The organism is Ruania rhizosphaerae, assembly GCF_009805705.1.
GTDB classification, from domain to species: domain Bacteria; phylum Actinomycetota; class Actinomycetes; order Actinomycetales; family Beutenbergiaceae; genus Ruania; species Ruania rhizosphaerae.
In genome coordinates this window covers 134,997-158,538 of the sequence record NZ_VSMB01000004.1, presented here as the reverse complement: position 1 = coordinate 158,538, position 23,542 = coordinate 134,997, and the positions used below count along the sequence as shown (strand labels likewise).

12 protein-coding genes and 1 tRNA gene are annotated in these 23,542 nt (G+C 68.5%); 10 read left to right on the top strand and 3 right to left on the bottom strand.

Annotated elements, in window-relative coordinates; translation table 11 throughout:
• The first annotated feature begins 655 nt into the window (after nucleotides 1-655).
• The 9 genes from FV560_RS08150 to FV560_RS08110 all read left to right on the top strand — a co-directional run bounded on the left by FV560_RS08150 (nucleotide 656) and on the right by FV560_RS08110 (nucleotide 20,123).
• Nucleotides 656-7,864, top strand: coding sequence for a DUF5979 domain-containing protein (locus FV560_RS08150; RefSeq protein WP_159621025.1), 7,209 nt, complete (start codon nucleotides 656-658; stop codon nucleotides 7,862-7,864).
• Between the two features lie 286 nt (nucleotides 7,865-8,150).
• Nucleotides 8,151-9,173 (top strand): LacI family DNA-binding transcriptional regulator, encoded by a 1,023-nt coding sequence (locus tag FV560_RS08145; protein WP_159621024.1) that lies wholly within the window; start codon nucleotides 8,151-8,153, stop codon nucleotides 9,171-9,173.
• A gap of 121 nt (nucleotides 9,174-9,294) precedes the next feature.
• Complete coding sequence (locus FV560_RS08140; RefSeq protein WP_159621023.1) at nucleotides 9,295-10,560, top strand: sugar ABC transporter substrate-binding protein; 1,266 nt, start codon at nucleotides 9,295-9,297, stop codon at nucleotides 10,558-10,560.
• Nucleotides 10,561-10,614: 54 nt separating this feature from the next.
• On the top strand, nucleotides 10,615-11,598 hold the full coding sequence (locus tag FV560_RS08135; RefSeq protein ID WP_159621022.1) for a carbohydrate ABC transporter permease: 984 nt from the start codon (nucleotides 10,615-10,617) through the stop codon (nucleotides 11,596-11,598).
• Nucleotides 11,595-12,425 (top strand): carbohydrate ABC transporter permease, encoded by an 831-nt coding sequence (locus FV560_RS08130; protein WP_159621021.1) that lies wholly within the window; start codon nucleotides 11,595-11,597, stop codon nucleotides 12,423-12,425. The genes FV560_RS08135 and FV560_RS08130 overlap by 4 nt, the downstream gene beginning before the upstream one ends.
• A 12-nt stretch (nucleotides 12,426-12,437) precedes the next feature.
• Complete coding sequence (locus tag FV560_RS08125; protein WP_159621020.1) at nucleotides 12,438-14,432, top strand: glycoside hydrolase family 127 protein; 1,995 nt, start codon at nucleotides 12,438-12,440, stop codon at nucleotides 14,430-14,432.
• Nucleotides 14,433-14,758: 326 nt separating this feature from the next.
• Nucleotides 14,759-18,034, top strand: a complete 3,276-nt coding sequence (locus tag FV560_RS08120; RefSeq protein WP_159621019.1) for a LamG-like jellyroll fold domain-containing protein — start codon at nucleotides 14,759-14,761, stop codon at nucleotides 18,032-18,034.
• A 135-nt stretch (nucleotides 18,035-18,169) separates the two neighbouring features.
• Nucleotides 18,170-19,096, top strand: a complete 927-nt coding sequence (gene ligD / locus FV560_RS08115) for a non-homologous end-joining DNA ligase (protein WP_159621018.1) — start codon at nucleotides 18,170-18,172, stop codon at nucleotides 19,094-19,096.
• A gap of 64 nt (nucleotides 19,097-19,160) precedes the next feature.
• Entirely contained in the window at nucleotides 19,161-20,123 is a 963-nt protein-coding gene (locus FV560_RS08110; RefSeq protein ID WP_235020003.1) for a bile acid:sodium symporter family protein, read from the top strand.
• A gap of 167 nt (nucleotides 20,124-20,290) precedes the next feature.
• On the opposite strand, the gene FV560_RS08105 is transcribed toward FV560_RS08110, so the two are convergent.
• Together FV560_RS08105 and FV560_RS08100 are read right to left on the bottom strand one after the other, a co-directional pair.
• Nucleotides 20,291-21,598, bottom strand: a complete 1,308-nt coding sequence (locus tag FV560_RS08105) for an FtsX-like permease family protein (protein WP_159621016.1) — start codon at nucleotides 21,596-21,598, stop codon at nucleotides 20,291-20,293.
• Nucleotides 21,595-22,323 (bottom strand): ABC transporter ATP-binding protein, encoded by a 729-nt coding sequence (locus FV560_RS08100; RefSeq protein WP_159621015.1) that lies wholly within the window; start codon nucleotides 22,321-22,323, stop codon nucleotides 21,595-21,597. The genes FV560_RS08105 and FV560_RS08100 overlap by 4 nt, the downstream gene beginning before the upstream one ends.
• A 201-nt stretch (nucleotides 22,324-22,524) precedes the next feature.
• Between FV560_RS08100 and FV560_RS08095 the strand changes: the two genes are divergently transcribed.
• Nucleotides 22,525-22,597 (top strand) — tRNA-Arg (locus tag FV560_RS08095).
• A 299-nt stretch (nucleotides 22,598-22,896) separates the two neighbouring features.
• On the opposite strand, the gene FV560_RS08090 is transcribed toward FV560_RS08095, so the two are convergent.
• Nucleotides 22,897-23,373 (bottom strand): hypothetical protein, encoded by a 477-nt coding sequence (locus tag FV560_RS08090; RefSeq protein ID WP_159621014.1) that lies wholly within the window; start codon nucleotides 23,371-23,373, stop codon nucleotides 22,897-22,899.
• Nucleotides 23,374-23,542 lie beyond the last annotated feature (169 nt).

Here is a 23,542-nt window from a genome sequence, read left to right as displayed (position 1 = left end):
AGGAGCGAGCGCCAGCGAGGGACGGCTCCCACCGTCTCCGCCCTGTGGTGGTAGGACGGCCCCGAGCGTAGCGAGCGGGTCGGTCTACCACCACACGTGTGTTGGGGGATTTGGGAGGACTGAGGAGCGTCAGCGACGAGGGACAGCTCCCACCGTCTCCGCCCTTGTGAGGAAGCCCCCCCGTGTGTTTCGGGCGGGGCTCCATCACATATCTGGCTTGTGAGATGTAGGAGGAGCGAGCGCGAGCGAGGGACGGCTCCCACCCTCTCTCCGCCGTGCTACGCGAGGGTCCCGCCATGTGACGGCGCGGTCCTCGTCGCAGCATAGGTGCGGATCGGGCGGGTGCGTGCTTGGTTGCGAGGCACTCCAGGCATGCCGGCCACTCGAGGTAGCCGGACGGTTTCTCGGTGCGTGGTCCCGGGTGGTGCTGATACCACAGAAGTGTTGATTTGGTCACAATTCATTGAATGTGATTCACATCGGTGGTGAGGGTCTGTGCGCATTTGCGCAGGTCAGCGCCCGTCTCGGGGACGGCCGGTATCGGCCCGCCCCGGAGATTGAACGCCCGAGAAGTCGTGCCATGGTGGTCATCGCTCCTGCCCAGGTACTCGATCGGGCAGGTCAATCCATACTCTTCGGGGGAAGGTCAATCACCGTGCTGCGCGCAACCAACTCGCCACACCGACGCATCCGACGGGTGCTCGCGAGCGCCCTTGCACTCGTACTGACCGGCGGTGTGGTGATCGCCGGAACGACCCCCGCCGTCGCGGACGTCGGCGATCCGCAGTACCTGACCGTTGACAAGCGCGTCAGCGCGGACGAGATCTCCGTGGATGAGCCGTTCACCTACACGATTGAGGTGAACTGTTCCGAGGCGACCTGTCTCGACGCGCACCTGCAGGACCAGTTCCCAGCAGAGCTGGACGGCTACGCACTGCAGAACGTGACCATCACCCCGTCGGCGTCCTCCGTGCCGCGCGAGGTCACGTGGACCGTCGATGGCGCCGAGACGTCACAGCCGAGCGTGCTGACCGATGACACGGTGCTCGACATCGATTTCCAACAGGAGGGCACCAACCCCGAGGGAACCGGACTCGAGTTCGGCACCCGCGTGAGCGTCAGCATCACCCTCCAGGCACCGGAGAAGACCCCGGGCGAGTACGCGTTCACCAACACCGCCACCACCGAGGCGTCCAACTCCAACCCAGATTCCTCCGACGCCACCACCACACTCGTGGTCCCGTCCGTGCTCGACGTCGACGTCACCAAGGACTGGGATCCTGCCGAGGAAACCTTCACTCCCGGTGCCGAGTCCACCATCAGCCTCGGCGTGACGAACACCTCCAACGGCCCGGTCGAGACCCTCACCCTCCAGGAGCCGCAGAACGCTCCCGACGGCGCCACCTCCCTCGACCCCAGCAATCCGTTCACCCTCACCGACCTCGCCGGACCTGACGGCTTCTCCGCGTCCATGCCCCCCGGTGCCGAGCAGGCGCAGGTGGACGTGTACGTGCTGCAGTCCGACGGCAGCTACGGCTGGGAGACCGGCACACCCGATGCCACCCCCGCGCTGCCGGTCGGTGTCGACCCCGGCGATGTCGCCGGCATCCGGATCACCTACACCGGTGCGGCGATCGAACGGCAGGCGAGTTCCGCCGTCGAGCTGGATCTAGCCCTGCGCGAGACGCACCGCGACACCGGCGAGGACCTTTCCGTCGACACGCACACGGTCGACAACACCACCGTCGGAAGCGCCGCCGTCGCCGATCGCGACCCGGCCACTGCCACCGCCGACGCCAGCTACACGGTGACCCCGCCGGCCCTTGGTGTGGAGACCAGCAAGAACATCAGCCCGAGCCGGATCGCCGCCGGTGACAGCGCCGAAGCCACCCTCACCGGGACGAACGCATCCGACATCCCGGTGGCCGAACTGCGTCTGGCCGACCTCGACTACTTCACCGCCGACCTCACCTTCGACGGTTTCACGGCGGCCCCCAGCTGGCCGGCGGGCGCCACCGGTGCCGAGGTGATCTACCACCCGCTGGATGGTTCCGACCCGGTCAGCGTCCCGTTCGCAGACGGCGAGACACCTGCTGCGCCGGCCGAGGCGATCTCCGGCTTCGAGCTGGTCTTCACAGCCGACGCACCCGGGATCGAGCCCGCCGCGAGCACGAGTGCCGACTTCATGATCGGCTCGACCGAGGCTGCCGTCAGCACCGGCGAGACGCTCCCCACCACGAACACCGTCGACGCCAGCATCACCACGTTCAACGACCGCGGCGAAGAGGCGAGCGACGACGCGAACCTCACACTCGTGGCCCCGGCCGTCGACGTCGAGCTCACCAAGACGATTCGCCCGGGCGCCACCGTGCGCCCTGGTGAGGATGTGGTCACCGAGCTGCGCTCGAATCTGACCACCACCTCGGACTACGTCACGGCCACTCAGATCGTGGTCGAGGATTCCTCCACCGGTGACGGCGGCTTCTGGGACGCCTTCAACGTCGACTCCGTGGCACCCACCCAGGTGCCGAGCAACACCGACCTGACCGTCGAGGTGCAGCTGCCCGACGGCAGCTGGACGTCCGTGGCCGTCTTCGACGCTCAGGCCAGTCCCTTCCTCGCCTCGCTCAGCCAGGCCGAGATCGCTGCCGCACTCCCGGGCGGCGTGACGACCGAGGACCTCACCGGAATCCGGTTCATCTTCGACAACACTGACGGGTTCGCCGCCGACACCACGGTGACCCCCTACGTGGTCTCCACCGCGCGCGACGAGCTTCGCTCGGGCGGTGAGATCACCGAGGACGGCGTGGACGTGGAGAACCTCGCCACCACCACCGGTACGGGTGAGACCGAGGCGGGTACCCCGCTCACCGATACGGATGAGGACGTCGACTCCGCCGGCGTCGCGCCCCAACCGGGCGGACCCGGACCGGGAGTGGGCATCGACAAGTCCTGGGACCGGGCCACCATTCCGGCTCAGACCGACCAGCAGGCGGGCACCACCCTCTCCTGGCGTGTCTCGCCGGGATTCGAGCAGGTGGTCGTCAGTGACCCCGCCGCGCCAGTGCCCGGTGATGTGTCCGACACCGTGTACGACGCCTTCGACCTGGTCCAGCTTGACCCGATCGCCGGCAGTGACGAGCCGTACAGCAACGGCTGGTTTCTGAAGTACGACACGATCACCGCCGTCGAGCTCTACGACGGCACCAGCTGGCAGACCGTGGCCGAGCCGGCCGACGGCTGGCAGTCGAACGGCGCCTTCGTCGGCTACACCCTCACCACGGACGAGCAGGTCTCCACGGTGGCGATGCGGGTCGTCCTCGAGGAAAACACCGCTGCCCGTGAGGCAGCGGCCACTGCCGGTGACGCCTACGACCCGTACGCGCCGACCCCCGGCACCGGTGTGGCGACCAGCAGCGTCGACCGCACCTTCGACCAGACCTGGCGCCTGCGCGACCAGTTGCGCTCCGACGGATCCTGGATCACCGACGAGGCCGTCTACAACGCCGGCGAGCCCGGCGTGGTGGACAACACCACCAGCGTCACCGGCACGCCGATCGGCGGCGATGACCCCGTCACGGACAGCGACAACGCGGTGATCACCATCACCACCACGCCGCCGGGGGTGCAGGTCGGCAAGAGTGTGGACCCCACCAGCGAGTTGTACGTGCCGATGGAAGGCACCACCGAGCCCGGTGATTACCCGACGGCGACGTTCACCCTCACCGCGCGCAACGACTCGGTGACTCCCGCCTCCTACGTGCGCCTGATGGACCCGCCGGCATGCACCGATGCCGAGAACATCTCCGTCTGCCAGAGCGAGGCGAGTGAGGCCGGAGCCCTCGCCGACCCGTTCACCGCCGACATCGACTGGCTGCGGGAGGGGAGCCCGTTCGACCGGTTCACCCTGACCGGTCTCGACATCTCCGCCGGGATCGCCGATCAGGTGGATCTCGCCGAGAGCGTTGTGTGGCTGCTGCACGAGGATGGCACCACCAGCCAGGTCGTGGCCGAGGACGCCAACGATCTCACTGCGCCCGACCTCGCCGATGTGATCGGCCTGAGCGTGACCTACGCCGGCGCAGATCTGGCGACGATCACCTCCGACAACACGCTCTCCGTGGTGCTCGAGACCCAGCTGCGCACCACCCTGCGGTCTACCGGCGAGCAGCAGCTGCTCTCGGCGAACGACCACCTGCAGATCCCGAACCGGGTGTTCGCCCAGTCCTACGATCCGCTGCTCAATGACGGTGCACTCACTGGTGCCAACGCTAGCGCCGCCGTCGGGCTCACCGGCGGGGACATCAACGTGGCCCCCTCCAAGTCCGTCTCCCCCGATGCACTCACCGAGCCCACCCGGGACGAGCCGGTCACCGTCACCCTGGGTGCGGACCAGGGCAACGACCCGGTGAGCACGCTGGCACCGGCGGAGGTGCGCCTCACCGATGACGTCACGACGTCACCGGACTTCTGGAACACCTTCGACCTCACCGGTCTCGGGGAGATCACCGCTCCCGACGGCGCAGACCAGGTCGCGATCGACGTGTACGGACCGTTCGGTACCGACGGCGAGCTGGAGTGGACCAGCGACGCTCCCACCGGATTCGACACCGCCGCACTGCCGGATGTGGACCTCACCGAGGTGCAGGGTGTCCGGTTCGCGTTCTCCCGCGCCGACGGCGAGTTCTTCTCCGACGATGTGCCGGCGCCGGGCTGGTCGGCCAACGCCGCGTTCACCGTGCAGCTGCGCGAGGACTACCGTGACTCCGGCGAGGCCGTGCAGCTCGAGGGAGAGGTGACCAACACCGTCACCGTCATCAGTGACCGGTTGAACGGCGAAAGCTCCGAGGCCAAGGCGGCGGCCGCCGTCGTGGGCCTGAGCGAAGGCACCGCCGAGCTCGAGGTGAACAAGCTCGCCAACGACGGCAACCGCACGGCGACCGTGGGCGACCTGGTGCCGTGGGACCTGACCGTGCACAACTCCGGAACCGGATACCTGGACCTCACCGAGGTGCGGGACGCGCTCCCGGAGCACCTCGCCTACCTCGGGGACGAGCCCACCTACACCGCCGACGACGAGGGCGCGCTCAGCGAGGACGTCACGCTGACCCAGGAGGGCGAGGAGCTCGTCTTCACCTGGCCCGAGGGCGGGAACCGGATGCTGCCGGGGGAGACGTTCACCATCCGCGTGCTGCTGGAGCTGCAGCCGGGCCTGAGCTCTGGAGAGCGCACCACGAACACGATGGTCGCCTCCACTGTTCAGACGCTGGAGCGGTGCGAGAACGTCGTCTCCGGTGGATCGACCACCGACGACTGGGCGTCTGATGCCACGACCTGTGGCGCCACCGACTACGTCCAGCCCGCCCAGGGCACCAACCTCTACACCCTCAAGGGTGTCCGCGGGGAGCTGGAGGGAGCGCACCACAGCTCCTCGGTGGACCGGCTGTGTGAGCCGACGCTCACGGCCACCGGCGGCGACTACTACCGCGCACCCTGCGCCGCCAACAGCGTGATCGGCGGAACCGACGACTGGGTGCTGCAGACCGTCAACGCCGGCACCACCGATATCACCGAGATGGTGGTCTTTGACCAGTTGCCAGTTGCCGGGGACCTCTCCCTGGTGGCGGGGAGCGACCGCGGCTCGGTGTACCGGCCGCAACTACTGGACAACCTGCTGGTGACCGCCCCCGAGGGGACCGAGACGGTCATCGAGGTGACCACCAGCGACGATGTCTGCGTCGGCACCTGGTCGGAGGTCACCACGGCCGAGCCGTGCACCGCCAGCGGTGAGGAGTGGACCGAACTGACCGACGGCACCGACCTTTCGCAGGTGTCCGGCCTGCGGATCTGGCTCGACTTCAGCGCCACGGCCGACGGTGCTCTCGTGCCCGGGCAGGGCGTGGACGTGACCTACTCCAGCGAGAACGTCCCGGCCACTGACGTCGATCCGAGCGGTGCCCCGGTGGAAGTGCCGGTGACCGACACGTATGCGTGGAACCAGTTCGGTGTGAAGTACCAGGTGGCGGGCGAGGACCGCTACGAGAGGCTCGCACCGTCCCCCGTGGGCGTGCACCTGCGTACGGGGTCGCTCGAGGTGGTCAAGGACGTCACAGGCCCCGCCGCTGGTTATGCCGCACAGGAGTTCCTGGCCGACCTGGTCTGCACCGTCGAAGGCGCACCGCTCGACATGGGCGAGTACGCCACGCTGACCCTCACCGACGGCGAGTCGGTGCGGGTGGACGGTATCCCGCTCGGGTCCGAGTGCGTCGTCACCGAGCAGGGTGAGGTCGGCGAGTTCGGAGAGACCAGCCGCGAGCCGGGTTCGGTCACCCTCGACATCACCGAGATGACCGGTACTGAGGACGAGGTTCCTGCTGCTCATGTGGGCCAGCTCGGCAATGACTTCCAGTACGCCGACCTCAGCGTCACCAAGAATGTCGACACCCAGGCCACCTCCGGTGAGCTCGGACCGTTCGACTTCACCCTGACGTGCACCACGGCACTGGGTGCTCCGGTCGACTTCGGTGACGGCGCGACGGAGCTCGCGTTCACCCTGGCCGACGGCGAGACCTTCGACGCCCCGGCCGGGACTATCCCCGTCGGCGCCGAGTGCGTGCTCACCGAGGCCGACGCCGCTCAGGACGAGGTGGTAATCGTGGGCACCAACGTCACCGACAACGGCGACGGATCGGCCACGATCGGCGTCGACGTCACCGGTGCCGAGGTCGAGGTGACCAACGGCTACGATGCCGGCGTGCTGTCGGTGGCCAAGGTCGCCGAGGGTGACGGAGCCGATCTCTACGGCGCCGGACCGTTCGGCTTTGAAGCCGTCTGCACCTACGACGGCCAGACCCTACTCGAGGAGTCCTTCGAGCTCGCTGCCGGCGCAGAGCGCTCGTTCGGCACCTACCCGGCCGGCACCGAGTGTGCCGTGACCGAAACGGCCACCGGGGGAGCGAACGCCACGGCGCTCGAACCCGCCGACGGCGCGGTCACCATCGTGGGCCCGGAAACTGATGAGGAGAACGTGGGCATGGTGGGCGTGACCGCCACGAACACGTTCGTCCTCGGCGAGGTCGCGATCGAGAAGCTGGTCGACGGGCCGGGCGCTGAGCTCTATGGTGCCGGGCCGTTCACCGCGCAGGCGGTCTGCGCCTGGGACCGTGACGGCGAGCAGGTGAGCGTTGAGCTGCCGAACGATGGGCACATTCAGCTCAACGCTGCGAACGGTTACGCCGCCACCATCGGTGACCTGCTGGTGGGCACGGACTGCGTGGTCACCGAGGTTGCCGACGGCGGAGCTACCGCAACGCAGATCCTCCCGGCCGATGGGGTGGTGACCGTGGGAGAAGAGCCGGCTGTGGTCACGTTGACCAACACTTTCGACGTGACGTCGCTGACGGTGACCAAGCAGATCGAGGGCGAGCCTGCCGGTGAGGCGAGCTTCGCCGTCACCCTGGTCTGCACCTGGACGGCGGACGGTGAGGAGCGCGAGGTCGAGATCCCCGGCGGTGCGGTGCGTGAACTGCAGGCCCCGGATGACCTGACGGTCACCTACGAGGATCTGCCGATCGGTGCTGATTGCGTGGTGAACGAGTCCGAGACCGGTGGTGCGGACGCGACCACGATCGCCGTGAGCGCTGCGGGTGAGGAGGTCACCACCGAGGGCGACTCGGCTGAGCTGACCACGCTCGCCGACGCTGGTACCACGGTCACGGTGACCAACGTCTTCGACCCGGAGCCGGGCGCAGGCGACGGCGACCTGCCGGGCACGGGCACCGAACCGGTGTGGTGGATTGCCGGGGCGGCGCTGCTGATGCTGGCCGGAGGGATCCTGCTGGGGGTGCGCCGGCGACAGGTCTGATCACGCTCCCCCGAGCCTGATCACCGGTCGCACTGAGTGCGATCGAACGGAGGCGTGCTCACCCGATCGGGGTGAGCACGCCTCCGTGCTTTCTCGGACAGTGTCCGAGTCGCCTTCCCGGGGCAGTGTCCGCGACGCGGGCGGGCGTGATCATGATGAAGCGAACCGGTTCGCCATCAGGGCCGGAAATTTAAGCGAATACCGCTGAATCAAGGGGTTGCTTTCGCTGTGGGAGACACTGTAGTGTCGAACCGGTTCGCAACGACGAGGACGAGGAGCGCAGCAGGTGGCCACGATCGGAGAGGTCGCACGCGTGGCGGGAGTCTCGCGCAGCACGGCGTCCTACGCACTCTCCGGCAAGCGATCGATCTCTGCCGATGTGCGGCGCAGGGTCGAGGACGCGGTCCGAGAGCTCGGCTACACGCCGAACGCTGGCGCTCGTGCGCTGGCCACCTCGCAAACACGCGTCATCGGCCTGCTTGCCCAGTTCCTCGAAGATGAGTTCGCCCCCGCGATGCTGCAGTACATGCTCGGTGTCTCCAACACTGCGCGCGAGCTCGGGTACGACATCCTGCTCGGCACCGAGGCCGACGGCCGTAGCGCGCTGCGCCGGATGACCAGCTCGCGGATGGTCGACGGCATCGTGCTTCTCAATGTCGCAGAACAGGACGATCGTCTGCCGATTCTGCGCGAGGCGATCCAGCCGGGCGCCCTGGTCGGGCTTCCGGGTGACTGTACGGGCGTGGACGTCTTCGATCTCGACTTCGAGGAAGCCGGCCGGGTGATGGTCGAGCACCTCCGTCGGCTCGGGCATCGTGAGCTGATCCTCGTCTCGCAGCCGCAGCACGTGATCGAGCGTGGTGGCGCCTATGTCTGGCGCCTGCAGAATGCTGCGCTCGAAGCGGCACGACTGAGTGGGATCACACTGCACGCCGAGTTCGGATCCTCGCACCAGCCCGAGGTCGGTCGGGAACTGAACGCCCTGCTGGACGCCCACCCTTCAGCCACCGGACTGCTCATCAACAACGAGGCGGCAGCTGCTGCCCTGCCCAGCGTGCTGCACGCGCGCGGTTTGGCGGCACCTGCGGACCTCTCCGTCGTCGGGCGCTACTCGGACGAGTTCGCCCGCACCTTCTCCCTCCCCTACTCCTCGATCGAAAGCGCCCCCGACCGCCTTGGCCGTATGGCTGTGCGCGAGTTGGTGCGCCGCATCGAGGGGCAGGTGGGACCCGACGAACCCCATGTGGTGCGGTTCGTCTCGCCCGAGCTCGTCGACAGGGGCAGCATCGGCGCCCCACCGGAGCGCTGATGCTGCACGGCTTCCACACCCGACTTTTCTGACATCCAACGTCGAACCGGTTCGACGAATGAGGAACACAGTACCGAACGGCACCCGGCGACACGGGGCCACCACGTTCAAGGAGGAACACATGCAGCACCTTCGGAGAAAGCACCTCATCGTTGCAGCGACCGCTGCAATCACTCTCGGCGCACTGAGCGCCTGCTCGTCCGACGGAGACGACGGCGGCGACGGTATGGGTGATGACACAGCAGGAGGTACCTACACCTGGTGGGACCCCTACCCCCAGCACGACGGTTCCTCCGACTGGGAGGCCCGCGTGCAGGCATGTGGCGAGGCGGCCGGCGTCACCATCGATCGGACGGCCTACGACACCACAGCGCTGACGAACCAGGCCCTGCTCTCGGCGCAGGAGGGGACCTCGCCGGATGTCATCCTCATCGACAACCCGGCCGTGTCCACCCTGGCCGACACCGGGATGCTCACGACCGTCGATGAGTTCGGCCTCGACACGTCCGCGATCGACGAGAACCTGTTGAACGCCGGCGTCGTCGACGGCGAGGCCTATGGCATCCCGATCGGCGCCAACACCCTGTCGCTCTACTACAACGCTGAGGTGCTCGCGGACGCGGGCGTCGACCCTGCCTCGATCACCGACTGGGAGTCACTGACAGCAGCACTCGAGCAGGTGACCGGCGCGGGGCACCAGGGCATCACGTTCTCCGGCATCGGCACTGAGGAAGGATCGTTCCAGTTCCTGCCGTGGTTCTGGGGGTCCGGTGCGGACCTGACCGATCTCGCCTCCGACGAGGCGGTCGCCGCGCTCGAGCTGTGGACGGGCTGGCTGGACGAGGGCTATGCACCGAACACGGTCATCAACAACTCCCAGAACACCGTCTGGGAGGAGTTCCTGACCGGAAACTTCGCCTTTGCGGAGAACGGCACGTGGCAGGTCAACAGTGCTGCCGAGGCCGAGTTCGAGACCGGTATCGTGCAACTACCCGCCCGGAACGGCGGCGTGGCGCCCGCCCCGACCGGTGGCGAGTTCATCGTCGCCCCAGTCCAAGAGGAGACTGCTCGCTACGACGTCACCCGCGAGATCGTCGAGTGCATGACGACGCCCGAGGGTTTCGTGGAGACGGCTACGACGTTCGCGTACTACATCCCGCCGACCGCTGACGGTCAGGAGCAGCTGCTCGCCGAGAATGCTGACCTCGAGCCGTGGGTCGAGGCCGTGCGCAACGCCAAGGGCCGCACCAGTGATGGACTCGGGAGCGACTACCCGGTCATCTCCGAGGCGCTGTGGACGGCGGTGCAGAACGCACTCTCCGGGGCCGCGACACCGGCTGAGGCGCTCGAGCAGGCGCAGGCCGACGCCGAGGCCGGCACCAGCTGATTCGCGACCGGATCGGCTGACCTCGCGAATATCGACTTCGATGAAGGACGCACCATGACCAGCAACCCGGCAGTTGTCGGGCAGCGCGCAGGGTCGGGCGGTGCGGCGGGTACGACCCCCGCCGGGCCGCCCGGCCGGCGGCGCGGACGCACGATGAACCCGAGCCAGTGGGCCGCTGTCGGCTTCGCGACGCCGCTGCTGGCGTACCTCGTGCTCTTCTACGCCTACCCGTTGTGGCGCAACATCGACCTGTCGATCCACGACTACACGGTCCGCGCCTTCGTGCAGGGCGATGCGGAGTTCGTGGGCCTGCACAACTACGTGGAGGTGTTCAGTTCGTCGACATTCCCGACGGCGTTGGCCAACACAGCGTTGTTCACGTTCGGCTCGATCGCCCTCCAGTTCTCGATCGGCATGGCCCTTGCCGTGTTCTTCCGGTCCAGTTTCCGGCTCTCGGGTGCGCTCCGGGCGATGTTCCTGGTGCCGTGGCTGCTGCCGCTGATCGTCTCCGCCTCGACCTGGGCGTGGATGCTGAACAGCGAGAACGGCATCATCAACTCCGTCCTCGGAGCGTTCGGAGTCGAGCAGATCAACTGGCTCACCTCTCCCGACACGGCGCTGCTGTCAGTGACGATCGCCAACATCTGGCTGGGTATCCCGTTCAATCTGGTGATCCTGTACTCCGGTCTGCAGAACATTCCCGGTGAGGTCTACGAGGCGGCGTCGCTCGACGGTGCCGGTGCGTGGCGGCAGTTCTGGAGCGTCACTTTCCCGCTGTTGCGCCCGGTTTCGGCGATCACATTGCTGCTGGGCCTGATCTACACGCTCAAGGTCGTCGACGTGATCTGGGTGATGACGACCGGCGGGCCGGGCACCTCCTCGACCACGCTGTCCATCTGGTCGTATCGGGAGGCATTCGGCACCGGACAACCCGACTTCTCACCTGCGGCTGCCGTGGGCAACCTGCTGATCGTCATCGCACTGGTCTTCGGATTCCTGCACCTGCAGCTTCAGCGACGACAGGAGGCCGCCTCATGATCGCGAGTCGACGGCGCTCTCAGCGTTGGTGGAAGACAGCACTCGGGGTCTTCTTCACCCTCGTGATGCTCTTTCCCGTCTACTGGATGCTCAACGTGTCCTTCACCCAGACTCGCGACCTGCGGGCCGACCCGCCGCACTGGTTCCCGTGGGAGGCCACTTTCGAGGGCTATCAGGCCGTCTTCAGTCAGCAGATGCCGGCGCTCGCCACGAGTCTGCTGATCGGGCTCGGTAGCGTCGTCCTCACGGTGCTGATCGCCGCACCGGCCGGCTATGCGCTTGCCCTCCTGCACCTGCGCGGCAGGCGGACGCTGAACTTCCTTCTGCTGGTCGCCCAGATGATCCCCGCCGTCGTCATGGCGATGGGCTTCTATGCGGTCTACAACAGTCTCGGCCTGCTCAACACGATCCCCGGCCTGATCGTCGCGGACTCCACGATCGCGGTGCCGTTCGGGGTGCTCCTGTTCACCGCCTTCATGTCCGGCATCCCGCGGGAGCTGCTGCAGGCGGCCCGGGTGGACGGGGCAGGAGCGTGGCGCACCTTCGTGTCGATCGTGCTGCCGGTGAGCCGCAATTCGATTCTGACGGTCTCCCTGTTCGCCTTTCTGTGGGCCTGGTCGGACTTCATCTTCGCCTCGACGCTCAACCGCAACGGCGACCTCATCCCGATCACGCTCAGCATCTACAACTACATCGGCAACAACACCACGCAGTGGAACGCGATCATGGCGACCGCCGTCGTGGCCTCCATCCCGGCCTCGATTCTGCTTGTTGTCGCGCAGCGCTACGTGGCCGCGGGCGTCACCGCCGGCGCCGTCAAGGACTGACGAGAGAAGCACATGACCGACACTTCGACACGCCCCGCACCAGCCCCGTCGCTTGCCCGCCCCGTCGTTCCACCTGGTCCGCGCCGGGGCCTGGGCCTGGGTGAGCTGACGCTCGACGGCGGGTTCTGGGGGCACCTGCAGGACACGAACGCCAGCGCGACGTTCCAGCACTGCCTCGACTGGATGGAGCGCCTCGGCTGGCTCGGCAACTTCGACCGCGTCGCTGCGGGCGCCACCGGCCCCGACCGGTCCGGCTGGCAGTTCTCCGACTCCGAGGTGTACAAGCTCGTCGAGGCGCTCGCGTGGGAGCAGGGGCGCACGGGCGACCCCGCCGTGGAGAAGATGCTGACTGCAGTCGTCGACCGCATCGCGGCGGCGCAAGACGCCGATGGCTACCTCAACACCTGCTTCGGGCACCCCGGGCGACCGGGTCGGTACACCGACCTGTCCTCGGGGCACGAGCTGTACTGCACCGGCCACCTGCTGCAGGCTGCCGTGGCCAGGGTGCGCACCGTCGGTGTCGACGACAGACTCGTCGACGTCGCCCGCCGCGCCGCCGACCACGTGTGCCGCGAGTTCGGTGAGGGCGGCACTCCGGGCATCCGCGGACGCGCGGGAATCTGCGGACACCCAGAGATCGAGGTCGGTCTCGCCGAACTGGGCCGCGCGCTCGGCGAGCCGCAGTACACCGAGCAGGCCCGGCTGTTCGTGGAACGCCGCGGTCGTGGCACCCTCGCGCCGATCGCGCTGCTCAGCCCCGCCTACTTCCAGGACGACGTTCCCGTGCGCGAGGCGGACGTGTGGCGCGGCCATGCCGTGCGCGCCCTGTATCTTGCTGCCGGTGCGGTGGACGTCGCCGTGGACACCCACGACGACGACCTGCGCTCCGCCGTCGAGCGCCAGTGGGCACGCTCCGTGGAGCGCCGCACCTATCTCACCGGCGGCATGGGCTCGCGGCACCAGGACGAGGGCTTCGGTGACGACTGGGAACTGCCACCGGACCGCGCCTACTGCGAGACCTGCGCGGGCGTCGCCTCGGTGATGGTGTCGTGGCGGCTGCTGCTCGCCACCGGCGACGTGCGGTATGCCGACCTGATCGAGCGCACCCTGTTCAACGTCGTCGCGACCTCCCTGCGCACCGACGGGCGGGCGTTCTTCTACGCCAACCCGCTGCAGCAACGCGAGCCCGGGGCGGACGTACAGCCCGACGCTGTCAACCCCCGCGCCGAGGGCGGGGTGCGCGCACCCTGGTTCGACGTGTCCTGCTGCCCCACCAACGTGGCGCGCACGCTCGCGTCGTGGCAGGCGTACGCGGCGTTCGTCGAGGCACCGGGCGAGGATCCTCGGGACGCGCCCGCCGTCGTGACGCTCGCCCAGTACACCGCGGGCGACGTACGGGTAGAGCTCGGTGACGGATCGGTGCTGGCCCTGCGTATCGACACCGCGTATCCGGACGACGGTGCCATCCGGGTCACAGTGGTCGAGGCCCCCGCGCTGCCCGTGCGCCTGCGGTTGCGGGTGCCGCACTGGGCGGAGGGTGCGACCCTCGCCGGAGTCGACGGCGTGTCCGAGCCGGTCGGTCCAGGCTGGGTCGAGGTGCCCGGAATCCTCGCCGACGGCGCGACCGCGGCCCTCGACCTGCCCGTCGCACCGAGGTTCACCTGGCCCGATCCCCGGGTCGACGCGGCGCGCGGCACGGTCGCCGTCGAACGCGGGCCGCTGGTGCTCGCGCTGGAGTCGGTCGATCTGCCCGCCGACGTTGACCTCGAGGAGGTCCGGGTCGACGCGGCTGCGGGCGTGCACCCGCACGGCGACGGCGCGATCGTGCGGGCACGCAGGCTCCCACTGCCCGACGGCGGCGCGGGGACGCCGCCGTTCACCGCTGCCCCGTCCCTCCCGCCGCCGGACGGTGGCACGCCGGCCGGGTTCGACGTCCCGCTCGTGCCGTACCACCGGTGGGCCGAACGCGGACCGTCGACCATGCGCGTCTTCGTGCCGACCACATGACCTGCACGGCCCAGAACCTACCGACAGCTCGACCTGACCCGTCGAAGGAGACCACGGTGACCGAACCGACCGACCCAACGCCCCGCTCGACGTCCTCTCCGTGTTCGTGCGCAGGTGCGCTCACGCACCTCGTCGGACGAACAGCGGATGCAGCATGACGTCGGCAGGAGCATGAGCGAACCGGTTCGACTGGTCAACGTGAGAGAAGGGAGGGAGTGCGACGCTCCGGCCGGTCCGGGGTGAGATCTACGACGTCCGCACGATCACGTATTACGTCCGCGGAGGGCATGACGCGGTGCCGTCCGCCGCACACGAGGAGTACGAAGATGTCTCTGCACAGAAGATCACCGGCGCCGGGTGCCCGACGCCGCCGGATCGCGATGACGGCGATGACGGCCGCGAGCGCCATGGCCCTCGGCGCCGTGGGAGCCGCCGTGAGCACGACCGCGGCGGTGGCCGAGCCGGGCCCCGAGTCGACGCTGGTCGTCGACGCCGACCAGCCGTTCCGCGAGGTCAGCCACGTGGCCACGGGATCGCTCTACGGTATCGCCGACGAGGGCGTTCCGTCCGACGAGCTCATTGCGCCGATCAAGCCCAACACATTCGTCCAGATGCCGCCGGGAGGCCGACAGCAGCCGACGGGCGACACCCTCGACGTGTGGGAGACAGCCGCACGTCACGACGCCGGCATCGTCGTCAGGATCGTCGACTACTACCCCGGCTGGCCCTACCAGTTCAGCTGGGAGAACACCGAGGACCGCAAGGCCTGGGAGGACGTCATCCGGGACGTCGTGGCCGACGTCGAGGCGTCCGGAGCGACGAACATCGTGGCCTACGCCCCGTGGAACGAATCGGACCACACCTGGCTCGAGGAGAACGGCACCTTCGAGGAGCTGTGGGAGTTCAGCTACAACGTCTTGCGGGAAGAGCTGGGGCCCGACGTTCCCATCCAGGGTCCGAGCTTCTCCGACAACATCACCGACATGCGGCAGTTCCTCGAGTTTGCGAAAGAGACGGACACCGTCCCCGATGTGCTCGAGTGGCACGAGCTGATCCGGTCGTCGAAGACGAAGGACGACGTCGAGTCCGTCCGGGCGATGCTCGAGGAACTGGACCTGCCCGACCTTCCGATCGACATCGCTGAGTACGCCTCCCCGCAGGAGGTGGGTCTGCCGGGACCGCTCGTCGGGTACATCTCGAAATTCGAGCGGTTCGGCATCGACCGGGCCGAACTCGCGTTCTGGAACCAGTCCGGGACGTTGGGCGACCTGCTCGTCGAACGCGGTGGCGCACCCAACGGCGCTTACTGGCTGTACACCTGGTACGCCGACATGACCGGGGATATGGTCACCACGACCCCGCCGTCGAATGAGAGCCCGCTGGACGGTGCTGCCTCGGTGAACGACGCCCGGGACGAGGTGCGGATCATCGCGGGCGGCAACAGCGGCCCGACCTCGATCGAGGTCAACGGCCTCGACCAGCTCGCCCTCGGCGAGGACGTGAACGTGACACTCGAAGTCACGCCGTCCTACGGGCGTACCACGCCCACCGCAGGGCCGATCACTGTCTCGGAGACGACGTACACCGTCGGTGAGGACGGATCGATCACCGTCCCTGTCGTGATGAACCCGATGTACGGATACCACGTCGTCGTATCCGAGGCCGGACAGGCCGAGAGCCTGGCGGGGACGTACACCCTCGACAACGTCCACTCCGGCCTGCCGCTTGGCACGGACGACGGCGGTGCCATCCAGTCCGCGGCCGGCCAGGGCAGCACGTGGGAGATCCGTGACGCCGGCTCGGGCCTCTACACCGTGATCGACACGGCCAGCGGACTGCTCCTCGGCGCACAGCCGGGGGAGATCGGCAACGGCGCATCTGCCGTCGTCCAGGAGGAGGACGGGAGCGAGGAACAGCTGTGGCAGCTGGTCCCCGACGGCCAGGGCAACGTCCGGCTCGCCAACTACGCGACCGGCCTGACCCTCGGCGTCGACCAGATGAGCACCGAGCCGGGCGCAGCCGCGGTCCAGTGGACCGACGGGAGCCCGACGTCGAACTGTACGCCCGACGGGCCACGACAGCCGGGCCAGTTCGGGACGGCGCTCGACATGTGCGGCACCGACTCCTACGTCACGCTGCCGGATGGCGTCGTCGACGGGCTCGACGGCGACTGGTCGATCTCGACCTGGGTGAAGCCGTCCGCGTTGCCGACCTGGGCCCGGGTGTTCGACATCGGCTCGGGCTCGGGATCGAGCATGTTCCTCACCCTCAACGCAGGGAGCGGGCCACGCTTCGTCATCACCACGAGCGGTGCCGGGGGAGAGCAGCGTCTTGACTATCCGGGGCAGAACCTTCCCCTCGACGAGTGGACGCAGGTGACGGTCACCGTGTCCGGCACCACGGGCACGCTCTACATCGACGGCGAGGCGGTCGTCACCAACGACCAGATCACGAATTCGCCTGCCGACCTGGGGGCGGCGAACGGACGCAACTGGCTCGGGAGGTCGCAGTACGGGAGCGATCCGGCGTTCGACGGCGCCCTGGACGACTTCGCGATTCACAGCAGGGCACTGTCCTCCGACGAGGTCTCCGAGCTGGCTGCTGGGCAGCCGGTCGAGGGTGACGTGGTCAGCTACGCCTTCGACGAGCCCGACGGCGGCACGACCGTGACGGACTCCTCGGGCAATGGGCTCGACGCCACGATCACCGCCGGGCTCGGTGCCGGCGACACCACGACGGCCACCGACGAGGAGACCGCCGACCGGTTCTGGACTCTCGTCCGGGACGCGGAGCCCGAGACCGGTGAACTGACACTGCTCAACGAGGTGGAGGGTGCCGGTGCCGAGCTCTATGGGGCCGGACCGTTCGTGCTTGACGTCGTGTGCACTGCGGACGGGCAGATCGTGCTCGAGGAGTCCGTGACGCTGGCGGCAGGGGGCGAGAGTTCGTTCGACGCTCTCCCGCTGGGTGCCACGTGTGTGGTGACCCAGATGGCTGACGGCGGAGCGACAGTCTCCGAGCTGGAACCTGCCGACGGAACGATCACTGTGGGTGAAGAGCCTGCGGTGGTGACCCTGACGAGCACGTTCGAGGTGACGTCGTTGACGGTGACCAAGACCGTCGAGGGTGAGGCGGACACGGAGGCGAGCTTCGCCGTCGGGCTGGTGTGCACCTGGACGGCGGACGGCCAGGAGCGTGAGGTCGACATCCCCGGCGGGGCGGTGCGTGAGCTGCATGCTCCGGACGATCTGATGGTCACGTTCGAGGATCTGCCGATCGGTGCCGCATGTGAGCTGAGCGAGTCCGAGACCGGCGGTGCGGATTCGACCTCGATCACGGTGGCGACCGACGGTGACGAGGCGGTGACCACCGAGGGCACCTCGGCGGAGGTCACCGTTCTCCCTGACGGGGGCACATCGGTCACTGTGGCCAACGTCTTCGAGCAGTCCGGCGCGGGCTCTGGTGACGGGTCGGGGGACCAGCCAGGGTCCGTCGATGACCTGCCCACCACCGGTACGACGGTGCTGTGGGCCGTAGTCGGCGCCGTCGTGCTGATGCTGGCTGGAGGAATCCTGCTGGGAGTGCGCCGGCAACAGGTCTGATCACGCTCCCCCGAGCCTGATCACGGGTTGCACCATGGTGCGGCCGATCCACAGGCGTGCCTCATCCGACAGGGTGGGGCACGCCTGTGGCGTTGAGTGCCGGAGTGCGCCACGCTCTAGGGCTACCGTGAGGTCATGGCCGATGACGCCGCCGAGCTCACCGTCGAAGAGCGCACGATCCGCATCTCCCACCCGGACCGGGTCATGTTCCCCGCCCGCGGTGAGTCCAAGCTCGACCTCGCCCAGTACTACCTGAGCGTCGGTGACGGCATCACCCGGGCGCTGCGCGAACGGCCGTGCATGCTGCACCGCTTCCCCACCGGGGTGAGCGGCGAGAAAGTGCACCAGAAGCGCCTGCCGCGAGGGGCGCCGTCGTGGGTGGAGACCGTGCAGGTCTACTTCCCCCGGTACAAGCGCACCGCGGACGAGTTGTGCGTGACCGGGCCGGCCAGCGTGATCTGGGCGGTGCAGATGGGCACGGTGGAGTTCCACCCCTGGAACTCCCGCCGCGAGCATGTGGAAGAACCCGATGAGTGGCGCATCGACCTCGATCCGATGCCGGACTGCCCGTTCGACCGGGTGCGCCGGGTGGCCGGGGTCGCTCACGAGATCCTCGACGAGCTCGGCATCACCGGCTACCCGAAGACCTCCGGCGGATCCGGCCTGCACATCTACGTACGGATCGAGCCCCGATGGGGCTTCGATGAGGTCAGGACGGCGGCCCTCGCCTTCGCGCGCGAGGTCGCCCGGCGCGCGCCTGACGATGTCACGACCGAGTGGTGGCGCAAGGACAGGGATCCGGCGTCCGTCTTCGTGGACTACAACCAGAACGCGCGTGACCACACGATGGCCGCCGCGTACTCGGTACGCGGCAACCCCGAAGCCACTGTGTCCACCCCGATCACCTGGGACGAGATCGCCGATATCGACCCCCGCGAGCTGACCATCGCCACCGTGCCGGACCGGTTCGCCCGCCTCGGGGACCTGCATGCCTCCATCGATGAGGTCGCCCACTCGATCGAACCCCTGCTGGAGTGGGCCGAGCGCGACGAGAAGTCCTGACACACGCCCGTCATCTTCGCCCGGTTACTGTGGCGATCATGTTCGTTCACTTCCAGGCGGTCGCGTGAAGCGGCTCCGCGGACTCTGGTCGGCGATCGACCCCTTCGTGCTCCTCATCCTGACCGCGCTCGTGCTGGGCCTGGTGCTGCCCTTGCCGGGGCCCGTGCTCGAGGGCGTCACGACCGTGGGCGATGTGGCGATCTTCGTGCTGTTCCTCGTCTACGGCATGCGCTTGCGCACCACCGAGGTGCTCGGGGGCCTGCGGAACTGGCGCCTGCAGGGCGGGATCCTCGCTGCTACCTACTTACTCTTCCCGGCGCTGGGGGTGTTGATCGGTTGGGCCACCGAGCCGCTGGTGGGGGCTGCCTTCGCCGCTGGTCTGCTCTATCTGAGCCTGTTGCCGTCCACGGTGCAGTCCTCGGTCGCCTTCGTCTCGGTCGCGCGCGGGAACGTCGCTGGGGCGATCTGCGCGGCCACGGTGTCCAACGTCGTCGGGATGGTGCTCACCCCGCTGCTGGTTCTATGGCTGATGGGTGCTTCCGGGGCGACGGGCTGGGGCGGTCTGCAGTCGGTACTGCTGCAGTTGTTGCTGCCGTTCGTGATCGGTCAGTTGCTGCAGCCATTCGTGGGGGAGTGGGTACGGGCGCACGCGCACCTGACCAAGGTGCTCGACCGGGGCACCGTGGTGCTGCTGGTGTTCGGAGCCGTCGCCCACGCCACCGCCGACGGCGTCTGGGGCCAGGTCACGCCCCTCACCCTGGTGGCGCTGCTCGCCGTCAGTGCCCTCCTCCTGACGGCGGTGCTCGCCGCGACCTGGTGGGGTGGCAAGGGCCTCGGGTTGGATGTCGAGGACCGCATCTCGCTGCTCATGTGCGGGTCGAAGAAGTCCCTGGCCACGGGGCTGCCGATGGCGCTGGTGCTGTTCCCTGCCGCGACGGCCGCAACGATCGCGGTGCCGGTGATCATCTTCCACCAGCTGCAGCTCGTGGTGTGCGCGGCACTCGCGCGGCGGTTGGCTGCTCGCTGACAGGTGGGCCCCGCCGACGGGCCGGCCAGTCCTCATCCCCGGGGCCCACCCCTCCCCGCTCCGGACCCAAGTTCGGAGGTCCGACCCGAACTCCGGGTTCCAACCCATGTTCCCGGGTGTGTCGGCGCCGGGAAGGTGGGTCCGCGGGCGATCGAACCGGGGTCCGGTCAGGCGAGCACGGTGCGCACCACCCGGCCGGAGGCGAGTACCCCGAGCAGCACCAGGGCGCACGCCCCGGCGACGCTCAGCGCGAACTGGATGAGCACCGGTGCGGCGGTGACGAAGGCGAAACCGAGTGCCGGGACCATGAACAGCAGCGCGGAGGCGGTGGCCAGTCCCACGGCAACCGCCAGTGGCACGAGTGTCTCCTGCAGGCGCGCCGAGTCGAGCACGCGCCGATCCGTGCCCGCCAGCCGCAGCGCCCGGTACTCCCCGGCCTGGTCGATCACCCGGCCCGCCTGCATCACCCCGGTCGAGACGGCCGCGACCACGCCCGCGATCGCGAGGGTCAGGAAGCCCCCGGTCGACATGTCGCGGGCCATCTGGTCGGCCTGATCGCCGCTGAACATCGCGATGGCGGCCGTCATTCCAGCGATGAACGTCGCCAGGGCGACGCCCCCGACGCTGCGCCACGCCGTGCGCGGGGAGTCGATGATGCGACGAGCCGCGATCAACGTGGCGGGCGTGCGCGCCCGCCATGCAGTGAATCGGCCGATCAGACCCATGACCCACGGCCCGAGTGCGTTCATCATCGCGAACCCGCCGACGACAAACACCACCAGCACGCCGAGAGCGGCCTGACCGCTGTTCAGGAGAACGGCGAACGCGCCGCCGAACGCGAGGATGGGGAGGATGCGTGACCAGTGCAGCGGACTGGGCGACGTCCGTGCGGCCACGCCGAGCGGAGTGATCGCCACCTTCCGCAGGCTCCCGCCCGCGGAGAACAGCGCCACCAGAGTCACCACGGCGACGATCGCCACGTAGACCCACCACGGGGCGACGAGCTCGCCGTAGCTGAATGGCACGCCCTGGAACGAGATCTGCAGGACCGGCGGGATCAGCGCGAACGTCCCGGCGGTTCCGAGGAGAGCTCCGGTCAGCGCCTGGCCCGTCGCGTCGAGGATCGTCAGCAGGGATACCTGCCCGGTCGTGGCGCCCGCGAGACGCAGTGCCGCCAATCGCTCGTCCCGTCGTGCGACGGCGAGCCGGGCCGCGGCGCCACCGAGTGTGACCAGCGGGACCATCAGCAGCGCCGAGGCGGTCCCGGCCAGTGTGATGTAGAAGCCGGCCTCGTCCGCTGCCCCCGGTGCCTGCCCACGTTCGACGAACGCCAGGAGGCCTCCGAGCACGACTCCGGTGACCGCCGTCGTGACAGCGAACGCCAGCACGGCGAGTGCCGTGGTGAGGCGCTGCGGATCGCCGCTCCCGGCGGTGCGCCGGCGCAGCAGCAACCACAGGTCGACTGCCGCCTTCATCGGGTGGCCCGGACGTCGTCGGGGGAGGACGTTTCGCGCCGGTGTTCGGTCACGATCCGACCGTCCTGCATCTGGACGGTGCGCTCGCACCAGCGGGCCACCTGCGGATCATGGGTGACGATCACCAGCGCCGCCCCGGTGGCGCGCGTGGCGTCGGTGAGCACCCGCAGCACCTCGGCTCCGGTCTGCTGGTCGAGTGCACCGGTGGGTTCGTCGGCGAACACCACACCGGGGGAGCCCACCAAGGCGCGCGCGATCGCGACGCGTTGGGCCTGGCCACCCGAGAGCTCGCCCGGGCGCCGGTTCGCCATTCCGGCGAGGCCGAGGAACTCCAGCCAACGCTGTGCGGTCTGGACCGCGGAAGCGCGTGGGACGCCGCCGAGCATCAGCGGCAGGGCTGCGTTCTCCTCGGCCGGGAGCTCCGGAAGCAGCTGCCCGGACTGGAAGACGAAGCCGAAGTCGGTGCGGCGCAGGGCGGTTCGGGCGGCGTCGGAGAGCGATGCCAGGTTCTGGCCCGCCCAGAGCACCTCGCCCTGGGTCGGCGTGAGCACACCGGCGAGGCAGTGCAGCAGCGTCGTCTTGCCGGAGCCCGAGGGGCCCATGACGGCGACCGACTCGCCCGGGGCGATGGTCAGGTCGACTCCGGCGAGCGCCGTGGTGGTGACGCCGTCCGTGCCGTAGGTCTTCACCAGATGGTGGGCGGTGAGAGGGGTGCGTGTGGTCATGCCTTCACTCTGGTGCCAGTCTCACGGCGGCGGTATCGGTCCATGGGATCGAGGTTCATCGCGGGGGTCCACCCCTGGTCGGGTGCGATCTGCGACCGTAGGCGGAGGCGCGTGCGTGGCGCAGTGTGACCGGTCCGACAACGGCTGGATTGGTCAGCGGCGCCGAGGACCGGTAGAGTGACACGCGGCCTTGAGCCATGAGCGCCCGTAGCTTAATGGATAGAGCATCTGACTACGGATCAGAAGGTTGGGGGTTCGAGTCCCTCCGGGCGCGCTCGTTGAGACAGCGACACAGAAGGGCCGGAATCATTGAGATTCCGGCCCTTCTGCGTTGTGGGCGATGCTGAATCGCTGCACTCCGGACCCTGGGTAGGTTCGAATAGCCGAGAAGCGACTCACCTCCGGCAATTGTGATGCAGATCACAGGAAGTCTCGCGTGAGCATTCCCGCCCTCATGTGTCGTACATGGTGAGCGTGGTAGTTGCGGTCTCCTCCCCCGGGCCTGCATGTGCGTGCGCTCCAAACCCCCGGGCGGGCCGTGACCGGCCCGCCCGGGGCTCTATCGGATACGCGTCACTGGGTGGTGAGGACGTTCGCCCCGAGTGTGGCGAGTGTGCCGAACGCGATGCCCCAGATCGCGATCGAGACGATCTGCCAGCCGATCACGGCGTTGCGGGATGCCCCGAAAGAGACCATCGCCATCGACGTGATCTGGCTCGGCAGCACCGTCTGGCCCAGCAAGCTGACCCCGGGCACCCCGAACTTGTCGAACATCCGCTTGAGGCGCTCGCGCCGCGGGTTCGACTGTGGCTCGCGGCTCTTCGTCGCGGCGTTGCGCACGCGCGAGGCGCCGAGAACGAGGAGCACCATCGAGGCGACGTTCCCAACGATCGCGGCAGGGATGGCGACGAACGGGTTGAGGCCGGCAAGCACGCCGATCGCGGAGCCGAAGTAGGACTCCACGAACGGGATCGCGCTCGCGAGGACCACACCCAGCCACTGGACGACCGGCGGAAGTCCTTCGGTGAACTCGCGTAGTGACTCGATCATGATCGTTGCTCCTTCGGGCAGGTTGCCGGGCGGTTCCGGCTGGCAATGGGTACTGGTCCAGACTCCCGCCGTCGTGCTGCTGGAGGTAGTGCGCCGCCGCACGAGATCGCCGCCGCACTGTCACCTTCCGTCCATGACACCCGTCATATCTGCGATGTGAGACGAATCA